General features: G+C 55.3%; 19 protein-coding genes. 8 read left to right on the plus strand and 11 right to left on the minus strand.

Annotated elements, in window-relative coordinates; genetic code table 11:
• Window positions 1-97: 97 nt before the first annotated feature.
• The 4 genes from ACOOFE_RS22190 (at window position 98) to ACOOFE_RS22205 (ending at window position 2,726) form a co-directional block, all read left to right on the plus strand.
• A complete protein-coding gene (locus ACOOFE_RS22190) occupies window positions 98-526 on the plus strand; it encodes a YciI family protein (protein WP_420412073.1) in 429 nt (142 codons plus the stop codon).
• A 23-nt stretch (window positions 527-549) separates the two neighbouring features.
• The gene (locus ACOOFE_RS22195; protein WP_420412074.1) at window positions 550-1,788 is read left to right on the plus strand and encodes an RNA polymerase sigma factor; all 1,239 of its coding nucleotides are present in this window, start codon (window positions 550-552) and stop codon (window positions 1,786-1,788) included.
• An 86-nt stretch (window positions 1,789-1,874) separates the two neighbouring features.
• Window positions 1,875-2,255, plus strand: coding sequence for a VOC family protein (locus ACOOFE_RS22200; protein ID WP_141188376.1), 381 nt, complete (start codon window positions 1,875-1,877; stop codon window positions 2,253-2,255).
• 66 nt (window positions 2,256-2,321) lie between these two features.
• Window positions 2,322-2,726 (plus strand): MAPEG family protein, encoded by a 405-nt coding sequence (locus tag ACOOFE_RS22205; RefSeq protein ID WP_420412075.1) that lies wholly within the window; start codon window positions 2,322-2,324, stop codon window positions 2,724-2,726.
• Window positions 2,727-2,772: 46 nt separating this feature from the next.
• Here the strand turns inward: ACOOFE_RS22205 and ACOOFE_RS22210 are convergent, their stop codons facing one another.
• From ACOOFE_RS22210 to ACOOFE_RS22225, 4 genes are all read right to left on the minus strand, one after another.
• A complete protein-coding gene (locus ACOOFE_RS22210) occupies window positions 2,773-4,089 on the minus strand; it encodes a TRAP transporter large permease (RefSeq protein WP_420412076.1) in 1,317 nt (438 codons plus the stop codon).
• Window positions 4,089-4,640 carry a TRAP transporter small permease subunit gene (locus ACOOFE_RS22215; protein ID WP_420412077.1) on the minus strand — a complete coding sequence of 184 codons (552 nt, stop codon included), beginning with the start codon at window positions 4,638-4,640 and terminating at the stop codon, window positions 4,089-4,091. The genes ACOOFE_RS22210 and ACOOFE_RS22215 overlap by 1 nt, the downstream gene beginning before the upstream one ends.
• 71 nt (window positions 4,641-4,711) lie before the next feature.
• On the minus strand, window positions 4,712-5,734 hold the full coding sequence (locus ACOOFE_RS22220; RefSeq protein ID WP_420412078.1) for a TRAP transporter substrate-binding protein: 1,023 nt from the start codon (window positions 5,732-5,734) through the stop codon (window positions 4,712-4,714).
• 10 nt (window positions 5,735-5,744) lie between these two features.
• Window positions 5,745-6,305 (minus strand): gluconokinase, encoded by a 561-nt coding sequence (locus ACOOFE_RS22225; RefSeq protein ID WP_420412079.1) that lies wholly within the window; start codon window positions 6,303-6,305, stop codon window positions 5,745-5,747.
• Window positions 6,306-6,426: 121 nt separating this feature from the next.
• Here ACOOFE_RS22225 and ACOOFE_RS22230 point away from each other — a divergent pair, with 121 nt between their 5' ends.
• A complete protein-coding gene (locus tag ACOOFE_RS22230) occupies window positions 6,427-7,443 on the plus strand; it encodes a LacI family DNA-binding transcriptional regulator (RefSeq protein ID WP_420412080.1) in 1,017 nt (338 codons plus the stop codon).
• 52 nt (window positions 7,444-7,495) lie between these two features.
• On the opposite strand, the gene ACOOFE_RS22235 is transcribed toward ACOOFE_RS22230, so the two are convergent.
• Genes ACOOFE_RS22235 through cysG form a run of 5 tightly spaced genes read right to left on the minus strand, consistent with a single transcriptional unit; the run spans window position 7,496 to window position 12,303 of the window.
• Window positions 7,496-8,032, minus strand: a complete 537-nt coding sequence (locus tag ACOOFE_RS22235; protein WP_420412081.1) for a DUF934 domain-containing protein — start codon at window positions 8,030-8,032, stop codon at window positions 7,496-7,498.
• 35 nt (window positions 8,033-8,067) lie between these two features.
• Complete coding sequence (locus ACOOFE_RS22240; RefSeq protein WP_420412082.1) at window positions 8,068-8,829, minus strand: phosphoadenylyl-sulfate reductase; 762 nt, start codon at window positions 8,827-8,829, stop codon at window positions 8,068-8,070.
• Window positions 8,816-10,474, minus strand: coding sequence for a nitrite/sulfite reductase (locus tag ACOOFE_RS22245; RefSeq protein ID WP_420412083.1), 1,659 nt, complete (start codon window positions 10,472-10,474; stop codon window positions 8,816-8,818). Before ACOOFE_RS22245 ends, ACOOFE_RS22240 begins: the two co-directional genes overlap by 14 nt.
• A gap of 55 nt (window positions 10,475-10,529) precedes the next feature.
• The gene (locus tag ACOOFE_RS22250) at window positions 10,530-10,829 is read right to left on the minus strand and encodes a DUF2849 domain-containing protein (RefSeq protein ID WP_420412084.1); all 300 of its coding nucleotides are present in this window, start codon (window positions 10,827-10,829) and stop codon (window positions 10,530-10,532) included.
• 10 nt (window positions 10,830-10,839) lie between these two features.
• The gene (gene cysG, locus ACOOFE_RS22255) at window positions 10,840-12,303 is read right to left on the minus strand and encodes a siroheme synthase CysG (protein WP_420412085.1); all 1,464 of its coding nucleotides are present in this window, start codon (window positions 12,301-12,303) and stop codon (window positions 10,840-10,842) included.
• A 391-nt stretch (window positions 12,304-12,694) separates the two neighbouring features.
• Here cysG and ACOOFE_RS22260 point away from each other — a divergent pair, with 391 nt between their 5' ends.
• Window positions 12,695-13,195 carry an invasion associated locus B family protein gene (locus ACOOFE_RS22260; protein WP_420412086.1) on the plus strand — a complete coding sequence of 167 codons (501 nt, stop codon included), beginning with the start codon at window positions 12,695-12,697 and terminating at the stop codon, window positions 13,193-13,195.
• Window positions 13,196-13,270: 75 nt separating this feature from the next.
• On the opposite strand, the gene ACOOFE_RS22265 is transcribed toward ACOOFE_RS22260, so the two are convergent.
• Entirely contained in the window at window positions 13,271-14,725 is a 1,455-nt protein-coding gene (locus ACOOFE_RS22265; RefSeq protein ID WP_420412087.1) for a gamma-glutamyltransferase, read from the minus strand.
• Window positions 14,726-14,886: 161 nt separating this feature from the next.
• Between ACOOFE_RS22265 and ACOOFE_RS22270 the strand changes: the two genes are divergently transcribed.
• Window positions 14,887-15,495: a TetR family transcriptional regulator C-terminal domain-containing protein gene (locus ACOOFE_RS22270; protein WP_420412088.1), complete on the plus strand. Its 609-nt coding sequence runs from the start codon at window positions 14,887-14,889 to the stop codon at window positions 15,493-15,495.
• 136 nt (window positions 15,496-15,631) lie between these two features.
• The gene (locus ACOOFE_RS22275) at window positions 15,632-16,603 is read left to right on the plus strand and encodes a haloalkane dehalogenase (RefSeq protein ID WP_420412089.1); all 972 of its coding nucleotides are present in this window, start codon (window positions 15,632-15,634) and stop codon (window positions 16,601-16,603) included.
• A gap of 74 nt (window positions 16,604-16,677) precedes the next feature.
• Here ACOOFE_RS22275 and ACOOFE_RS22280 read toward each other — a convergent pair whose 3' ends face one another.
• Window positions 16,678-17,844, minus strand: a complete 1,167-nt coding sequence (locus ACOOFE_RS22280) for an acetyl-CoA acetyltransferase (protein ID WP_420412090.1) — start codon at window positions 17,842-17,844, stop codon at window positions 16,678-16,680.
• Window positions 17,845-18,339: the final 495 nt, after the last annotated feature.

The following is an 18,339-nucleotide window of genomic DNA, read 5'->3' on the forward strand; positions in this document are numbered from 1 at the left end:
CAGGCAAATTTCCGATTGTTTTCAGTTTTTCTCATCCCTGCTGTCGGATAAGGTTCAAGCCATTCGTTCCTTGGTCACCTAAACGGAGGATGACCCAATGCTTTTTTCGATCCTGATTTACAATGATGAGAGCTTCGCAGATGCTCTCAGCAAGGCCGAAATGGATGAGCTGATGAGCAAACACGGCGATTTTCACCGTCACACCAAAACCGACAAAAGTTTTGGCGCAGCGGTCAAATTGATGTCGACCGGAACTGCCGTGACGATGCATCGAGAGAACGACGATGTGCTGGTGACTGACGGCCCATTTGCGGAGACCAAGGAACAGTTTCTTGGTTTTTATCTGGTCGATTACCCGACCCTCAATGAGGCTATGGAAGCGGTGAAGTTGTTGCCGATTGAATATGGCAGAATTGAAGTCAGGCCGGTCGAGTTTTTTGAAGGCGCTGACTACAAAAATGGCGAGCGAATGGTCGTGAACGAGGCCTTTCTGGAAGATGTCGATTCCATGCCCGAGCAGGTTTAAGGGGTCGCGGGCAGTTGCCGCACATGCACGGAGCCTGGCTCTCCACACATGTCAAAGCAGCCCGGCCACGGGTGTTGGCCGCGCTCAACCGCTATTTTCAAGACATTGATCTCGCTGAAGATGCCTTTCAGGAAGCCTCTATCCGCGCGGTCAAGACTTGGAGCGATGAAACGCTCCCCAAGGACCCCGTTGCATGGCTGATTGTCGCTGGACGCAATTACGGCATTGACCAGATCCGAAAGCGAAAGCGCGAGGCCCTGACATCTCCTGAAAAGTTCGAACCAATTCCCGATGAGACATATCTCTCGGACGACATGCCTGGCGCACTCGATCAAGCCCATTTCCGGGACGATGTTGTCCGGCTCCTCTTTACCTGTTGCCACCCGATTTTGCGCAAGGACCAGCAAATTGCTTTGGCGCTCAAGATCGTCGCCGGTCTGTCAGTCGATGAAATTGCACGGGCGTTCCTGGTCCAACCCAAAACGATGGAACAACGAATTACCCGGGCGAAGAAGAAGATACAGGCCGCAAAACTAAGCTATGAGGAACCCGATGCGGCCCAGCGCGCCGAAAGACTGCAATCGGTGGCAAATGCCATCTATTTGGTGTTCAACGAAGGGTATTCGGCGTCTCAGGGTGAAGCTATCATCCGGGAAACGCTCTGCGATGAAGCCATACGATTGGCGCGGTTGCTGGTGCGCCTGTTTCCAGAAGAACCGGAACTCAAGGGGTTGCTGTCCCTCTGCCTGATCCAGCACTCCCGAAGCACTGCCCGTGTGAGCGAAGACGGCATGCCAATCACATTGGACGAGCAGGACCGCAGCCTTTGGGACAAAAACCGGATTGCTGAGGGGACTGTTCTTCTCGAAACAGCGCTTTTGAAACGCGCTCCCGGCCCGCTTCAAATCGAGGCGGCCATTGCGGCAACTCATGCCCGGGCAAAAACCTATAAGGAAACCGACTGGGCGGAAATCGAACGCCTTTACCGGGCGCTTGACCACATTCGCCCCTCCCCGGTCGTCAAACTGAACAGGGCAGTCGTTCTCGCCAAAATCAAGGGACCTAAAGCCGCTTTAGCGCAGCTGGACCCCCTTGCCGGTTCGCTCTCGCGCTATGCCAGCTTTCATGCAGCCAAAGCGACCCTGCTCGCAGAAACCGGAAATAGTGAAGCTGCCAAATCAGCCTTCGAAGAGGCGATCAAATTGGCGGGCACAGAAACCGAACGCGCTCACCTTCTGAAGCAACTAAAAAATCTCAAATAATTTTCTCGGCCCTGTCGGATTTGCAAAATCGCCGCCGTCCTCTGACCACCTGGAACAACCAGGATCATAAATTGAGAGGACGAGACATGAGCAATCCGATGCAGACACATGGCACTTTCAGCTGGATGGAACTTCACAGCGGTGATGGCGCAAAGGCCAGGGCGTTTTACACCGATCTTCTTGATTGGGGCACCGAGGATATGGAAATGCCGGACGCCACCTATACCGTCATCAAAAATGGAGAAGACAAGGTCGGCGGGTTTCCGCCCATGGCCGCAGACAAAGCACATTGGCTCCCTTATGTGACTGTCGATGATGTCGATGCGCGCGTCGCCAAAGCGAAGGCTTTGGGGGCGACTGTTCTTGCAGAACCCTTTTCGGTTCCAACGGTAGGACGGATGGCAACGATTTCCGATCCGGTCGGTGGTGTGATCGCGCTGATCACTTATGAATCCCAAGCCTCTTGATCAATTTGCGATCCAGGAAGCCGGCAATGAGCACTTGCCGCTTCCATGCCCCTAAGGATGACCGCTATGGACCTTCTAAATTCGCTTTCCGTCACACTTTTGTTTGCCGCCGTATTTGCCCTTATTCAAATTCCAATGACCATCGCAGTTGGTCTCCGCCGGGTGCAAACCAACATTTCTTTTTGGGACGATGGCGATGAAACACTGCAAAAACGGATGCGCGCCCACTGCAATTTCACAGAAACCGTCCCGATCGTCTTGATCGCCATGGCGGCGGCTGAAATTGCAGGTGCGCCCGTCTGGCTGATCTGGGCAGGCGGCACTTCGCTTCTGCTGGGCCGTCTGATCCACTACACCACGATCGTGACTGTCGGTTGGGGAAACGGCCGGGCCGTCGGCATGCTTTTTACAATGGCCCCAATGGCTGTATTCCCGCTTTTTGTGGTTTTGCGGCTCACCAATGCCGTCTGATAGCCAGAAATAAAAAAGACCGGGGACTTACCCCGGTCTTTTCTTGTCATCTGCCCGTAATGCCCGGAAAGGCAATCAGAAGAGCAACCGCCAGAACCTGCAGCGCAATGAAAGGCAGGAGTGATCTGAAGATCGTTGCCAGCGATATGTCCGGTGGCGCAACACTCTTCAGATAAAACGCCGCTGGCCCAAACGGTGGAGACAGGAACGACACCTGCATGTTCATGCAGAACAGAACCCCAAACCAGACCGGGTCATACCCAAGGGTTTTGATGATCGGCACAAAGATCGGCATGGTTAGCAAGGCGATGCCAACCCAATCCAGAAACATGCCAAGCACGAACAAGATCAACATCATGAAGAGCAAGATGATGGTGGGATTATCCGAGACACCGGAGATCAAGGCAGACACGAACTTGATGCCGCCCATCAGATTAAAGACACCGACAAGCGCGGATGCGCCAATGCCTATCCAGACGATCATGCCAACAGTTTGAAGGGTTTGCAGCGCCGCGCCCTTCAACAATCCAAGCGTGAATTCACCCCGTACGACTGTTGACAGGAGCACTCCGGCAACGCCGACAGCGGACGCCTCAGTCACACTGGCAATCCCGCCATATATGGACCCCAGAACGCCCGCAACGACGGCAAGTGGCAAGATCAGACCTTTCAACAGCCGCAGCTTTTCAGAAAGCGGCGTGTCTTCGTCTTCCGGGATCGGCGCGATGGACGGATTGAGATAGGCCCGAATGAGAACATAGGCGACATAAAATCCGGCCAGCATCAAACCTGGAATGAAGGCTGCGGTGAAGAGATCGCCAACAGACACATTTGCGGTCAGGCCATAGATGATCAGCACGATGGACGGAGGTACCATGGTGCCAAGCGCACCACCTGCGCAGACCACCCCGATGGCGAGATGTTTGTCGTAGCCAAGACGCAGCATTTGCGGCAGGGCAACCAGCCCAAGCAAAACAACTTCACCGCCAATGATGCCGCTCATCGCGGCCAGGATCACTGCCACGACAATCGTCTGAATGGCGACACCGCCGCGTAACCGCCCGCCGAGCAGCTTCATGGCATCAAACAGATCCCGCGCGATCCCGGAGCGGTCCAAAATAGCCGCCATCAGGACGAACATCGGAACAGAGACAAAGACGAAGGAGGAGACAAAGGAATAAACGCGGCTGGTGATCAGCGGCACAACCATCGGCCCGAACCAGCCCAGCGCAAACACCAGCGCCACAAGCAAAGTCACAAATGCCAGCGGAATGCCGGACACGAGCAGCGCCAACAGCATAACGAACATGAGCAAGGTGCCGCTCTCAATTCCGAGCGGCTGCAAAGATCCGAAGAATTCCATTACCGTTTGCCCCGCGCGTAATTGACGGCCAGCACCAGAAACTGGAGCGCCATTGCCACGAGGACACCAAGAAGAAAGACCTTGATCGCCCCTGGAAAAACAGGATCCCAGGCGCTGCCTGACCGTTCGAGCCGGAAGCTACCGTCCGGCCGGAAAGCTGCGCGCAGAACCATCAAATAGGCTGCCCAGGCGAAAAAGGCGCTGGAAACGGCACAGATCAGCGAAATGATGACGTTGAATATGCGGTGCACCCGGTCAGGCAATGCATCATAGATAAGAACCACTCGGATATGCCGGTCTCGAACCGTGCAATAGAGCCCGCCATAGATGAATGCGGCACCACATAGAAAAATCGTGGTTTCATGTGCCCAAATCGTTGGCGCATTGAAGACGTAGCGGAGGAACACCTCGTTCAATAGAACCAGCATCGACACAACAATGCCGCCTGCAAACAGGATCCCACCCTTGTCAATCCAGCGTCCAAGTAGCCCGGCTTCGGCAATTGCACCGGAATCCTCATCTTCTTTTGTTTGATCTTCTCTGCCGGTCACATTTTCCCCCTAAACTGCCCGATAGAAAACGGGCGCAAACTGCGCCCGCTCTTGAGTTCCCAAAATGGGTGTTATTGCATCAACCCATTTTCCTTGAGGTAGCCAGTCAGCACATCATAGACACGTTTTGCATTGTCTGAGCGCTCGGCAACCTTGGCCCACTCGCCTTTTGCAATCGTGCGGAACTTGGCGCGCTCTTCAGCCGGCCAGTCTGTGACGGTGACTTTGCCGCTTGCCTTTGCTTCTTCAACGGCTTCAAGGTCACGTGCTGCCAACGCCGCGACTTGGCTGGAAGCGAATTCGGTCACGCTTTCTTCCAGCGCAGCCTGAAGGTCTGCCGGCAGCGCATCCCACTTTGCCTTGCTCAGCGAGATTTCAACGAGCGGCATGGAATGGAAACCTGGGTAGACTGGGAACGCTGCAACGCCGTGCATGCCTTGCGCGTGATTGGTTGAAAACACTGTATAATCAGCGGCATCAATCACACCTTTGTCGAGGGCAGTGAAGACTTCAGAGCCTGGCAGATTTACCGGAGCAGCACCCGCTGCGGCAAACACCTGTTGCACGAGGCCTTCCGGAGCCCGCATCTTCAGACCTTTCAGGTCATCGACGCCGTTCAGCTGTTTTTTGGAGATGAACGCTTCCAGACCCGGTGTTGTCGCACCGATGAAACGCAGACCGTAGGGCTCCAAGAGCTCGTTCATCAGCTCCTTGCCTCCGCCGTTGGCCATGAAGGCAAACATCTCATCCGGAGACGACCAGGCGCCGACCGGATTGGCGATCAAGCCGAATGCCGGATCTTTGCCCGAGAAATACGACGTGTCTGTTACGTGGCCATCAAGGATGCCAGCAGCGACGGCATCCTGAGTCTCATTGTGGGCAACGATGGATTCCACTGGCAACAGCTCGATTTCAACACGGCCACCGGTCTTTTCCTTGACACTTTCCGCCCAACCCTGTTGCAACTCGAAATTCGGGTTGCCTGCCGGATCCGATGACTGGAACCGGAAGGAGAAATCCGCAGCGATAGCAGATGACATGAGCGTGCCAGCCGCGAGGGCGGCAATGGCGGTATGAGACAATAATTTCAACATGACTTCCTCCCTAGAGTGTTTTCACCGCCGGGTTACGGCGATGGTTCTGAGCAGCTTTTGAAAGCTGCAATTCTTGCAAGGCGCGGTCAGCGACCCGCGCAATCGGATAAGAGACGTCCACAGTCACCCCATCTTCATCTGTTTCCAGCGGTTCCAAGGTCGCAATTTGGCTGTCGAGAAGGGCTTCACCAACGAAGTGTCCGGTCCTTCCAGCCAACCTTTCGGCGATCTGGTTCCGCTCACCGGTCAAGTGAATGAAGGTGCAGCGGCCAAGTTCTGTCCTCAAGATATCCCGATAGGATCTCTTCAAACTGGAACATGCAATGATAGCGCTATCTCCGCGATCAGATATCTGTTTGGCGGCCTTTGCGACATTAACCAGCCAAGGCTTCCGCTCTTCGTCGGTCAATGGGATGCCCGCAGCCATTTTCTCGCGGCTTCCGGCATCGTGATAATCATCTGCTTCTACCATTTCTGCGCCTAAGGCCAAGGACAGATGGTCCGCCAGCGCACTTTTTCCGACGCCGCAAACGCCCATAACAATCAACAGACGGTTCTCGAAAGACTGCAACAAATTTCCCCAACATCAATCTCATCGGTAGTCGCATCATTATGTTAGCGATAACATTTGTCAACGCAATTTTTTTGAACTAGTCTCCCACCACCATCAATTGAGCACTAAAGACCTGGTATTGCGGGACAAATCAAAACCATCGATCACCGATGTGGCACAAGAGGCTGGCGTCAGCGCCATGACAGTGTCCCGTGCCCTGCGGTCACCGGAGAAGGTGTCTGAAAAGACGCGGCAGCGGATCACTGCCGTTGTTAACCGGCTGGGATACATTCCGGACCCCAACGCCAGCGCCCTTGCCGCCGGCAAAACCAACGTCATTGGTGTCATTGTCCCGTCGGTCACCAACAATGTTTTCGCTGATGTTCTGCGCGGAGTGTATGAGGTTGCCGAAGGCAGCAAGTGGCAGCTCCAGCTCGGCAATTCCAGGTATTCTCCGTTGGAAGAAGAACGGCTGGTCCAGACCTTCTTGAGCCAGCGTCCAGCCGGGTTGATCATCTCCGGTCAAGACCAATCAGAAACAACGGATTCGCTTCTCAAAAACGCCGACTGCCCAATTGTCCAGGTCATGGAGGTCGGCCCTTCTCCGTACGACATGATGATCGGCTTCTCGCATATCGAAGCCTCCAAGGTAGCCACACAGCATCTCATCGACATGGGCTACCAGCGCCCCGGCTATATTGCCGCTCGGCTGGATCCACGCAGCCAACGCCGTTTACAAGGGTTTCGTGAGGAAGCCGAGAAAGCGGGGCTCTACAATCCGAACCGGGTGGTCACAACACCCAAACCATCCAATGTTTCGCTCGGATGTGAACTGGTCGCTGATCTTTTGTCCAAGGCTCCAGACACTGACGCAATCCTTTGCAACAACGATGACCTTGCCTTGGGCGCCTTGTTCGAATGCCAGCGCCGCAATATCGCCGTTCCGGAACAGATCGGCATTTGCGGCTTCAATGATCTGGAGATGATGGCAGCGGCCACACCTGCGATTACCAGCATTCGCACCCACCGGCTGGACATGGGTCAGCGCGCCATGGAGATGATGATCGGGACGCTGCAAGGGGATGCGCCGGAAGAAAAGAGTATTGATCTCGGCTTCGAACTGATACCGCGTGAAAGCACTGCCCGGCGCGCCTAGGGTCTCACAAAAAGGGGCTCTAGGCCCCTTTTTACAGACCTTGTGTCAGGCCTTATTCTGCAGCGACTGCAAGATCACGGAAAGAGCGGCGCGCCCAGGGGCGGGTGCCTTCCGGAATTTCTTCGATCGCACCAAAGGCCGGCTGCAGATACTTGGTAACTTCCGGCCATTCGCCAGCTTTCAAGGCTTTCAAGACCTCCGGCTTGGAGATCTCAAAACTGGAAACACCACAGCGGCGGGCGAGTGGCACCTGGTCGAGAATATAGTTGCCAACCGCACGGATATCGCCCTGATAGTTCAGGTGTTCGCGCAAATCGCGCGCCGTTGAAAAACCGCGGCCATCGACAAAGCTCGGGAAGGACACCGCCACATGTGCCAACTGGTCCAGATAGGTGGCTGCCTTTTCAACTTCATCGCCGGGTTCGACCAGTAAGGCGGTTTTGCCGGTGCGGGAAACGTAGGCGTCCGCGTCTTCCAGAAACAGAGCCAATGGAACCAGCAGATCCGTGTCAGCGGATGCTTCTGTTTCAGCGTCTGCCCGGACCCAGGTTTCCTCGACGAACTCGCCGTTTTGATAAATCGTTGCCATATTTCGCGTCCTCAAAAACTCGTCTGAGCAGCGGCTCAGATGCCGCTGCCGTCAATTTCTTTGCCATGGGTCGGCCAGTGGATGCCGCACTCCGTCTTGTCCTGCCCGCGCCAGCGGCCGGACCGTGGGTCTTCACCCGGCGCGACTTTGCTGGTGCACGGCAAACAGCCGATCGAAGGATAGCCTTCCGCGACCAGCGGATGCGGCGGCAGATCGTGGCTCTTGGCGTAATCCAGAACCTCCGCCGCACTCCAATCGGCGAGCGGATTGACCTTCACGCGCCCGGCATCGATCTCGAAATGCTCCAGGCTCGTCCGCGTGGAACTTTGGTGGCGTTTGCGGCCGGAAATCCAGGCTTCGAAGCCGTTCAGGGCACGCTCGAGCGGCACAACCTTGCGCACATGGCAGCAGGTATCGGTGTCGCTCATCCAGAGCATGCCGGCCGGATCCGTTTTCTCCAGATCGTCCTTGGACGGCTTGAAGGTGCGCACATCAGTGAGGCCGAGCTTTTCAATCAGCGTGTCCCGGTAAAGAATTGTTGCCGGAAACAGCTTCACTGTATCTATGAACAGGACCGGCGTCGACGGATCGACCTGCGCAACCATGTGCAACAGAACAGACGAATCTGCGCCGAAACTGGAGACCATGGCGATGCCGCCGGCAAACTGGTGCCGGATTGCGGCCCGCAAGATGTCATCGGCCGTTGCATCCTCGAACTGGGCATTCAGCGCGGCGACTTCCGCCTGCAGGCCCAGCTCCGGATCAACACCGAGACTGAAGGTTTCATGCAGCGCCATAAAGGGCCTCCTTGAACGGTGCCTCCCCAACCCGGCGATAAGCCTCCAGGAAGGTTTCGTCCTTGTCCGACCGCAGGCCGAGATAGGTATCAACGAGGTTTTCAATGGCATCGACAACTTCTTCGGACGAAAAACCTCGGCCGATGATTTCACCGATCGACGCGTTTTCGTTGGCCGAGCCACCGAGCGTCACCTGATAGAATTCCTCGCCCTTTTTCTCCAGACCGAGAATGCCGATGTGGCCGACATGGTGGTGGCCACAGGCATTGATGCAGCCGGAAATCTTGATCTTGAGTTCACCAATTTCCGCCTGGCGCTCCGTTGTGCCGAAGCGTTCGGAAATCCGCTGAGCAACCGGAATGGAGCGGGCGGTCGCCAGAGCGCAGTAGTCCATGCCTGGGCAAGCAATGATGTCGGTGATCAGGCCAGCGTTGCCTTCGGCAATCCCGGCCGCGACCAGCTTGTCAAACAGCGCCGGAAGATCATCGAGTTTGACATGCGGCAGGATCACGTTCTGCTCATGCGAAATGCGCAGTTCGTCATGGCCGTATTCTTCAGCCAGATCCGCGATGACATCCATCTGCGCATCAGACGCGTCGCCCGGAATGCCGCCAACCGGCTTCATGGACACGGTCACAGAGGTATAGCCCGGCACCCGATGCGGGTTCAGGTTATGTGCCAAGAACTGCGCAAATGCTGCATCCGCTTCACGGCGCACTTCAACGCTTGCTGAGATATCGGACCCGACCTCGAGCGGAGGCGGGGTGAAATAAGCTTCAATGCGGCGGACCTCTTCATCCGGCAAGCGCAGAACACCAAAGCGGATTTTTTCGAATTCGCCTTCGATGTCTGCCTTCAGATCTTCAAGGCCGGTTTCGTGCACAAGAATTTTGATCCGGGCTTTGTATTTGTTGTCGCGCCGGCCGTAGCGGTTATAGACGCGCAGAATGGCCTCAGAGTACGCAAGCAAGTCTTCTTCCGGCAGGAAGTCACGGACTTTGCGGCCGATCATCGGTGTCCGGCCAAGGCCGCCGCCCACGAAGACTTCAAAGCCGATTTCACCGGCATCATTGCGGGTCAGCTGCAGGCCGATGTCATGGACCTGAACCGCAGCACGGTCGTTCGGAGCACCTGTAATGGCGATCTTGAATTTACGCGGCAGGAACGAAAATTCCGGATGAAGCGACGACCACTGGCGCAGGATTTCAGCGTAGGGACGCGGATCAGCAATTTCATCAGCTGCAGCACCGGCAAAATGGTCCGCCGTGACGTTCCGGATGCAGTTGCCGGACGTCTGGATGGCGTGCATTTCGACTTCCGCCAGCTCTTCCAGAATCTTCGGCGTGTCTTCCAGTTTCGGCCAGTTGAACTGAATGTTCTGGCGTGTCGTGAAGTGGCCATAACCCTTGTCGTAGGTCCGGGCGATGTGCGCCAGTTTGCGCATCTGGCGGCCATTCAGAGTGCCGTAAGGAATGGCAACACGCAGCATGTAGGCATGAAGCTGAAGGTACAGGCCGTTCATCAGGCGCAGCGGCTTGAACTCGTCTTCAGACAGCTCACCCGCCAGGCGGCGGCGGACCTGATCCTTGAACTGTTCAGTGCGCTGATTGACGAAACTCGCGTCAAATTCGTCGTAACGGTACATGTCTTTGCTCCTTGAAGGGCGCGGCTATCTCAAGCGCTGCCCTTGAACCTTTTTGTTAGGCCGATACGGCCTGTGCTTGTTTGCCGTATTGCGGGTGTGTGGTTGGGCCCTCGGCCCGGATTTTTTCGCGGAAGCGGACCGGGACGATCACGCCGTCTTCAACGGTGACATCCATCTCATAGACACCAACGACTTCCTGGTTCTTCTCTGCAGCTGCACCAGTTGCCAGGCCTTCAGCAACAGCGTCCTTGCCCTCAAGCGTTTTTGACAAGGTGATGCGCTCGACCCAGGTGTTGTTCTCGCCGAGCCAGACAACATCGCCGTTGAGCAGGCGGTTGGCGGTGATCACTTTCATTTCTCTCTCCTCAAGCCGCGGCGACACGGGCAGAAACACCCTGTGCCAGCGGTTCGGCAGTTTCCAAAGCGGCATGGCCAACGGCCTCGCCGATTACAATCAGGACCGGACCATCGATCTCTGAACGGTTTTCAAGAACCGCAAGATCGGACAAGGATCCGGAGAATTGGCGTTCGTCCGGATGCGCGGCGTTTTCAATCACCGCGACCGGGGTGGTGGCAGACAGGCCCGCCCCGATCATTTTCTCCGCCACTGCCGCTGCGACCGAGCGGCCCATATAGACAGCAACGGTTGCGCCTTTCAGCGCCAACCCGGCCCAATCCGGCAAAGTTTCGGATTGGGCATTGTGGCCGGTTGCAAAAACAAGGTTGGAGGCGACACCACGAAGGGTGAGCGGGATCTGCGCCGAAGCGGCCGCGGCAAAGGCTGCTGTAACGCCGGGCACGACTTCAAAACCGATACCCCCGGCGCGGAGCGCCTCCATTTCTTCTGCGGCCCGGCCGAAAATCATCGGATCGCCCGCTTTCAAACGAACCACTTTCAGGCCTTGTCCGCCGAGCTTCACAAGCAGCTCACAAATCTCAGACTGCGGTACAGAATGGGCGCCTTTACGCTTGCCGACAGAAATCCGCTCGGCATCCCGGCGCCCCATGGCCACAACATCGGCCGGGACAAGCGCATCATGGACAATCACATCGGCTTCCTGAAGGAGGCGCTGAGCCCGGAGCGTGAGGAGATCCTCAGCCCCAGGCCCGGCACCCACCAACCAAACAAATCCCGGTTCTTCGGCCATACCATTCAGGAGGCGCTGCGCTTCAGACCGGGCGGCATCGCCATTGCCGGCATAAACATTGGCCGCAACAGACCCAGAGAAAAACCGCGCCCAGAAATTCCGGCGCGCGTTTCCATCAGAGATGATCTGAGCCGCCGTGTCCCGAAACCCTTCGGCCAACCGGGCCAAAGCACCGGTCGAACGCGGCAACATGGCTTCTACCCGGGCGCGGATGTGGCGCGCCAGAACTGGACCAACACCGGTTGACGTGATCGCAACAGCAATCGGTGCGCGGTTCACAAGAGCCCCGGTGTAAAAGTCACAAAGCTCGGGTTTGTCGACAGCATTCGCTGGAACACCTTGGATTCGCGCAGCGTCAATGACCGCCTTGTCCAGTGCCAGGTCTTCGCGGGCGGAAAAGACCAAGGCAACGCCGGTCAGATGTTTCGGTTTGAAGTCTTCGGTAATGTGCGTGGCAGAGAACTGATCAACAGCCTTTTGCAGCTCAGCATCGATCTCAGCGCCGATAACAACGATTTCCGCATTGGTTTCACCAAGCAGACGCACCTTGGCGGCGGCTTCGCCGCCATGACCAACCACAACAACACGCTTTCCCGCCACCTTCATGAAGGCGGGAAACACATCCAGCCGGTCTTCCGGCTTTTTCTGTGCTTTTTCCGTGTCTGTTTGGCGGCTTGCCATCAGCAAGGGTCTCCAATCCCAATTTGATGGCTTAAATGTAAGCGGTGCTGCCGGTCATCGCCGGGTACTGGATTTCAAAGCCGATTGAGTTCGCGAAAAAGATTTTCCTGAATCGGCAAGATGACGACTGCTGTGTTCATCCGGAGGCACTTTTCTGACCAACAGAGAAAACGCCCCAAGTTTGGTGGAGCCCGCTCTACCGGTACGTCTGATCGGATTTACCAGGCGGTTGCAATCAGAACCGAACCTGCGATATCACGCGGGCTGCAGCCGGTTCCAATTGCTTAAACATAGAACCCGCGCACAAAAGCCAAGTTGCCAGCTTCAGCCCGCCTTGCTTTTGACTTAAGTTTCTAGAAACTGCCTCTCCAAACCACATGCGAGCTCAAACATGCGTTTTCCGCTTTACCTTCCTGCCGCTATTGCGCTGTTCTTCTCAGCCCTTCCATTTGTGCCAGCCCAAGCCCAGCAGGCCGAAAAAACCGTGTTATGGCAAACGCGCTGTGCTGGGGAAACCAGGTCGGCCGAAGCATTGATCTGCGAAGCAACCCAAAGCCTGCGGGTCAAGGAAAACGGCCAGCTTCTCTTCAAGGTCGACATCATTTACCCGGGCAACAGCGGCCAACCGGTCTTTCAGCTCCAAGCACCGCTTGGCTTTTATCTGCCCGGCAAGGTCAAACTCTCCGTCGACGGAACAGCCATTGGCGAATTGGAAATCGCGACCTGCGACCAGCGCGGTTGCTACATCAGCGCACCAGCAACGGATACTATGATCAACGCGATGAAGGCCGGCGCAAAAATGGAAATCGACTTTGCTGCCTCTGCCAGCCAGCGCCAGAAAATCGAGGTTCCACTGACCGGGTTCAGCCGTGCAATGGCAGCCATTCAGTAATGTTGTGAAATTGACAGACGGAGGCAGCACTCATGCGGCCTCTGTCTTTGATCTTGAACCTGCGAACATAAAAACTCAGTTGACGACGATTGCCGCCCCTTCACGCCGGGCATCACCAACCCCGTCAAAACCGCTGACCGGATCAAACTGGACGGCATGCACGCCCCCAAAAAACATGTTCTTTTGAGGCCAAAACCGATGGTCTGCAAAGGTGTCAGCAAGCAGAGTCAGGTCTCTCTCTTCAAGCTGCGCTTCGGCATCAAGATGGCTTTCTTCAACATGAAGGCGCGGCGCCTCAACAGCTTTATGAATGTCGGCGCCATTCAGACCCAAGTGGGCGACTGCTTGAAAAATCGCTGAGCGGATCCGGCTGGACCCGCCAGATCCAAGTACGATCAACCGGCCATCCGGCATATCGAGAAGGGTCGGACACATCATGGAGGCCGGGCGGGTGTTCACTGGCCAGCCCAAAGCTCCATCTGGATTGACGTCGTCTTCGCCCAGGATGTTGTTGAGCATAAAACCGCATCCGTCGACCATTTCACCGCTGCCTGTGCCGTTGGATACGGTGACGGAACAAGCATTGCCGTCCGCATCCACGGTCGAGATGTGCGTTGTGCCCTTCTGACGCAAAGGATGATCTAATAACACACTGAGATCACCACGTGCCGACAGCCTGGCCTGGTCGGCCGTGTCCAGAGCCTTGGCAAGTGACAGCGGGGCACACATCTCCAAGTGCCTCAGCGCATATTGGATTAATGTCCCGCTGGCGGCCGGGAGCGGGTTTAGAAACAACTTGGCATTGCCGACTGATAACGACAGCGGTGACCGCTCTTCAACGCCGTACTGCTGAAGATCTGCCTCCGTGATGTGTCCGCCTTCACCCTGTTCCTTCAGAAGGGCTTCGGGAATCTCAGTCTGCCGCCAGCTTGTCTGGCCCAATTTCTTGAAAGTTTCCGCCAGGGCTGGATTAAGAAAATTCTCACCAGCGCGTTGAAGGGTGCCGCCTGGCGCAAACACGGAGCGGGCGGCTTCCGTCGCCATCAAAATCGGTTCTACAACGGTCGACAGATACGCCTGATAGCTGGTGATTTCGACGCCACCAGTTGCGGCTGAAATCGCGGGCGCGAAATGATCCTGATGCGAAAGGCGCGCGCCGCGCTCCGACAAAGCTTCCAGTCCATCCAGAAAACCAGGTGTTGCGACCGTTGCCGGACCAATATGGAAGATCTGTGTGGTGGTACCGAAGTCAGCTTCAATGGTTCGATACCCGTCCCCGATATCGCCCCGCTTTTGCCGGGGAGTTTGCGGAAAAAAGTCCAGCAGAGTTGTCTTGCCGCTCGCGCCGTCCCGGATCATGGCAAAACCGCCACCGCCAGGGGATGCCAAGACCGGTTCACAAACGCACGCCATGGCCAGAGCTGCTATCGCAGCGTCAACCGCGCTGCCCCCTTCCCGCAGCATGGCAGCACCTGCTTCGGCAGTCAGCATATGGCCAGCGGCAACGGCGCCTTTTTGTGACTTTCCCATGTTTCGGTCAAACCACATGGATCTGAAAAACACAAGATAATCATGGAGCTGAGCGATTTTTCACCAAATCAACAAAACATCAAACGCAACGCTGCCGATCACAAAACCGCGACCCGTCTTGAAACAGCGACAAGCCTAGGGCATATCTGAACGCAGTTGAGATGACTGGTCATATTATGCCGAAAGCAACTGCGAATAGAGACATCTTGTTGGAAAGAGGCTTTCACCTGCTTTACACGCAAGGTGTAGCCGCAACGGGTGTCAAAGAGATCACCAATGCTGCCGGTGTCCCCAAAGGCTCCTTCTATAACTATTTCGACAGCAAGGACGCTTTTGTGATTGAAGCATTGAAGCTGTATGAGAAAAACCTCCTGGAACATCTCGACGCTCAGCTGGCCAATTCTGAAGAGCCACCTTTGCAACGGCTTCGGACGCTTTTTGAAGATTGGGCCAACCTCTTCGATCAGGATGAGGGAAAACCGGGGTGTTTTGCCGGGAATCTTACGCAGGAATTGGCTCTCGAGAACCCGCCAATTCGGCAAGCTTTGTTTCAGGTCTTCACTTCCCTGCAGCGGCGATACATCGACTGCCTGGAAGCCGCACAAGCCGACGGGTCCTTGCCTCCATCGCAAGATCCAAGCGTTCTTGGGCAATTCATTTACAACGGGTGGCAAGGCGCGATCCTGCGCGCCAAATCGTCAGACAGCTCAGAACCTATGAGAGTGTTCATAGGCATCGTTTTTGACCAGATGCTGAAGCCGTCCAACTAACTTTCCTACACCAGGCAAAAGAAAGGAGATCCCATTTAGCTTACTCAATTTTATTCAGAAATGAGACGACCGGTCATCTCAAATATTTGTAGATTTAGGTGGTGACCTGCGCGTTCAAAACCAGAAAGGCTTACCGATGAATTCCTTCACGAAAACACTGATACCAATCGTGCTGGCCGCAGCTTTAGAAGGTGCACCGGGCGCGCACGCGGCCCCCGGCTCGCTGGGCACCGCAGACGTCATGCCCTACGACTACAAATTCATTGACGTTCATGGGTCCAAAATCGCCTATGTCGACGAAGGGCAAGGCGACCCTATCCTATTCATTCACGGTAATCCGACCTCCTCTTACCTGTGGCGCAATATCATGCCCCATGTGGAGGATCAGGGCCGGCTCATTGCGCTTGATCTCATTGGGTTGGGCAAGTCAGACAAACCAGACATCGGCTATACGTATCAGGATCACTACAAATACTTGACTGGGTTCATTGACACTCTGGATCTTCAGAACATCACGCTCGTGATCCATGACTGGGGCTCAGCACTCGGCATGCACTACGCCCGCGAGAATGAAACCAATGTCCGCGGTTTAGCTTTCATGGAAGCCATCGTCGCTCCCGCGGTTCCAATTCCTGATTATGAATCGCTAGGTGCGGGTGGTGAGTTTTTCAAAGGTGTCCGCACCGAAGGTGTCGGCGAACAAATGATCTTGAAAGACAATATGTTTGTTGAGGTCATTCTATCCGAAATGGGTGTTGCCAAACCGCTATCGGAAAACGTCCGGGCGGTCTACCGAGAGCCTTTTGAAACAGAACAAAGCCGCTTGCCAACCCTGACCTTCCCAAGGATGTTGCCGATTGGCGGCGAACCCGCAGATGTAACAGCCATCACAACTGCGAACGGCGAATGGCTAGCAAAAACTGAGTTGCCAAAACTCTATTTCTACGCCGAACCTGGTGCGCTTAATCCAGCACCTGTCGTTGACTATTTTAAGAAGACACTTCCAAATTTGGAAACGCGTTTCGTCGGCGCTGGCGTTCACTATCTCCAAGAGGATCAGCCGCATGTGATCGGCAAAGGTCTTTCGGATTGGCTACGCCGAAACTGAGTAAGCAACTTTGGATCTTCAAATAGAAAAGCCGGCTCCAAAGCCGGCTTTTTGCTCGTAAGGTAATATGCGACCTACTTCATTGCCTGAAGGATCGAAACATAGTTGGCGACGGCCGCACCACCCATGTTGAAGATCCCGCCGAGCTCGGCGTTTTTCACCTGAATATCACCAGCCGTGCCGGTCAGCTGCATGGCGGTCAGCACATGCATAGAAACACCGGTCGCGCCAATCGGATGGCCTTTGGCCTTCAAGCCACCAGATGGATTGACCGGCAGCTTGCCGTCCATTTCTGTCCAACCTTCGAGCACTGCTTTTGCGCCCTCACCTTCTTTGGTCAGGCCCATCGCTTCATATTCGATCAGTTCGGCAATGGTGAAACAGTCGTGGGTTTCCACGAACGACAAGTCTTCAATTGCAAGGCTGGCATCGCCAAGCGCAGCACCCCAAGCTTTGGAGCAGCCTTCGAATTTCAGGATGTCGCGCTTGGACATCGGCAGGAAGTCCTGAACGTGCGCCATGCCCCGGAAGGCAACAGCCTTTTTCATACCAAGTGCCGTTGCCGGGTCGGTTAGAACCATGGCTGCTGCGCCATCGGAGACCAGGGAACAATCAGTCCGCTTCAAGGGACCAGCCACAAACGGGTTTTTCTCGCTCTCATCACGGCAGAAGTCATAGCCGAGATCCTTGCGCATCTGAGCGTAAGGATTGCCGACACCATTCTTGTGGTTCTTGGCGGCAATCTTCGCCAAAGCATCAGACTGATCGCCATATTTTTGGAAGTATGCATCGGCGATTTTGCCGAAAACCCCAGCAAAACCTGCCGGCGTATCCCCGTCTTCCTTCAGATATGACGCCTTCAGCAGGTTCTTTCCAATTTCCGGGCCTGGTGTGGTTGTCATCTGCTCGACGCCGACAACAAGCACAAACCGCGCTGCACCTGAAGAAACGGCGCGAACACCTTGATGAACAGCTGCTGAGCCCGTGGCACAGGCGTTTTCAACACGGGTTGCCGGTGTAAACCTTAGCGCTGGATTGGCCTGCAACACCAATGCAGCCGTGAAGTCTTGCTGGGAGAAACCGGCGTTGAAATGGCCCAGAACAATTTCATCAACATCTTCTGGGGAGATACCAGCGTCCTTGATCGCTTCGCTGGCCGCATTGACGATCATACTCTCGACCGTCTCGTCCGTATGCTTTCCGAAGGGCAGATGCGCCCAGCCAACCATCGCTGCAGTCATGATGTTTCCTCCAAATGCGGCACCGTGCACGGCTTCATCTTGGCGCTCATGGAAAAGCCCAAGCGCAAAAATGAGGCCGTGCTATTCGAAATTCGCACAACAGTCCCAGCTTCCATGCTGCTTTGCAAGAAGAAATTGACCTAAACGTCATTCAATTTTTTTAATTCTATTATTTTCAATATCTTATTTGAAATTGATTCAGCGTTTTGAGTACTCCTGGAACACAAAATAGTCGCTGGAGACCTTTGATAAGAAAAATTCGTCCCACTGTCATGATCGCCTGCTATCAGGGATCTGTTCCGGACAAATGACTTTTTCGATACTTTTCAGAAATTCAACCGGTCCTGCTCTGTAGGGCCGGTTTTTATTTTGCCGAACCTCACCCAGCTCACACAACTAGGCGGCCAGCCTTACAATGATCTCCTTTGATCACATTTCCTGAACTCCAGGACTTGACCACAAGAACCGCACAATATAGCCATTCAAAGCGCTTTG

The organism is Roseibium sp., assembly GCF_965216085.1.
In the GTDB taxonomy this organism is placed as follows: Bacteria; Pseudomonadota; Alphaproteobacteria; order Rhizobiales; family Stappiaceae; genus Roseibium.

Coding starts and splice junctions, on each gene's coding strand:
- ACOOFE_RS22190 (WP_420412073.1), top strand. CDS start 98: ATGCTTTTTTCGATCCTGATTTACAATGATGAGAGCTTCGCAGATGCT.
- ACOOFE_RS22195 (WP_420412074.1), top strand. CDS start 550: ATGCACGGAGCCTGGCTCTCCACACATGTCAAAGCAGCCCGGCCACGG.
- ACOOFE_RS22200 (WP_141188376.1), top strand. CDS start 1,875: ATGAGCAATCCGATGCAGACACATGGCACTTTCAGCTGGATGGAACTT.
- ACOOFE_RS22205 (WP_420412075.1), top strand. CDS start 2,322: ATGGACCTTCTAAATTCGCTTTCCGTCACACTTTTGTTTGCCGCCGTA.
- ACOOFE_RS22210 (WP_420412076.1), bottom strand. CDS start 4,089: ATGGAATTCTTCGGATCTTTGCAGCCGCTCGGAATTGAGAGCGGCACC.
- ACOOFE_RS22220 (WP_420412078.1), bottom strand. CDS start 5,734: ATGTTGAAATTATTGTCTCATACCGCCATTGCCGCCCTCGCGGCTGGC.
- ACOOFE_RS22235 (WP_420412081.1), bottom strand. CDS start 8,032: ATGGCAACGATTTATCAAAACGGCGAGTTCGTCGAGGAAACCTGGGTC.
- ACOOFE_RS22240 (WP_420412082.1), bottom strand. CDS start 8,829: ATGGCGCTGCATGAAACCTTCAGTCTCGGTGTTGATCCGGAGCTGGGC.
- ACOOFE_RS22245 (WP_420412083.1), bottom strand. CDS start 10,474: ATGTACCGTTACGACGAATTTGACGCGAGTTTCGTCAATCAGCGCACT.
- ACOOFE_RS22250 (WP_420412084.1), bottom strand. CDS start 10,829: ATGAAAGTGATCACCGCCAACCGCCTGCTCAACGGCGATGTTGTCTGG.
- cysG (WP_420412085.1), bottom strand. CDS start 12,303: ATGGCAAGCCGCCAAACAGACACGGAAAAAGCACAGAAAAAGCCGGAA.
- ACOOFE_RS22260 (WP_420412086.1), top strand. CDS start 12,695: ATGCGTTTTCCGCTTTACCTTCCTGCCGCTATTGCGCTGTTCTTCTCA.
- ACOOFE_RS22265 (WP_420412087.1), bottom strand. CDS start 14,725: ATGGGAAAGTCACAAAAAGGCGCCGTTGCCGCTGGCCATATGCTGACT.
- ACOOFE_RS22270 (WP_420412088.1), top strand. CDS start 14,887: ATGACTGGTCATATTATGCCGAAAGCAACTGCGAATAGAGACATCTTG.
- ACOOFE_RS22275 (WP_420412089.1), top strand. CDS start 15,632: ATGAATTCCTTCACGAAAACACTGATACCAATCGTGCTGGCCGCAGCT.
- ACOOFE_RS22280 (WP_420412090.1), bottom strand. CDS start 17,844: ATGACTGCAGCGATGGTTGGCTGGGCGCATCTGCCCTTCGGAAAGCAT.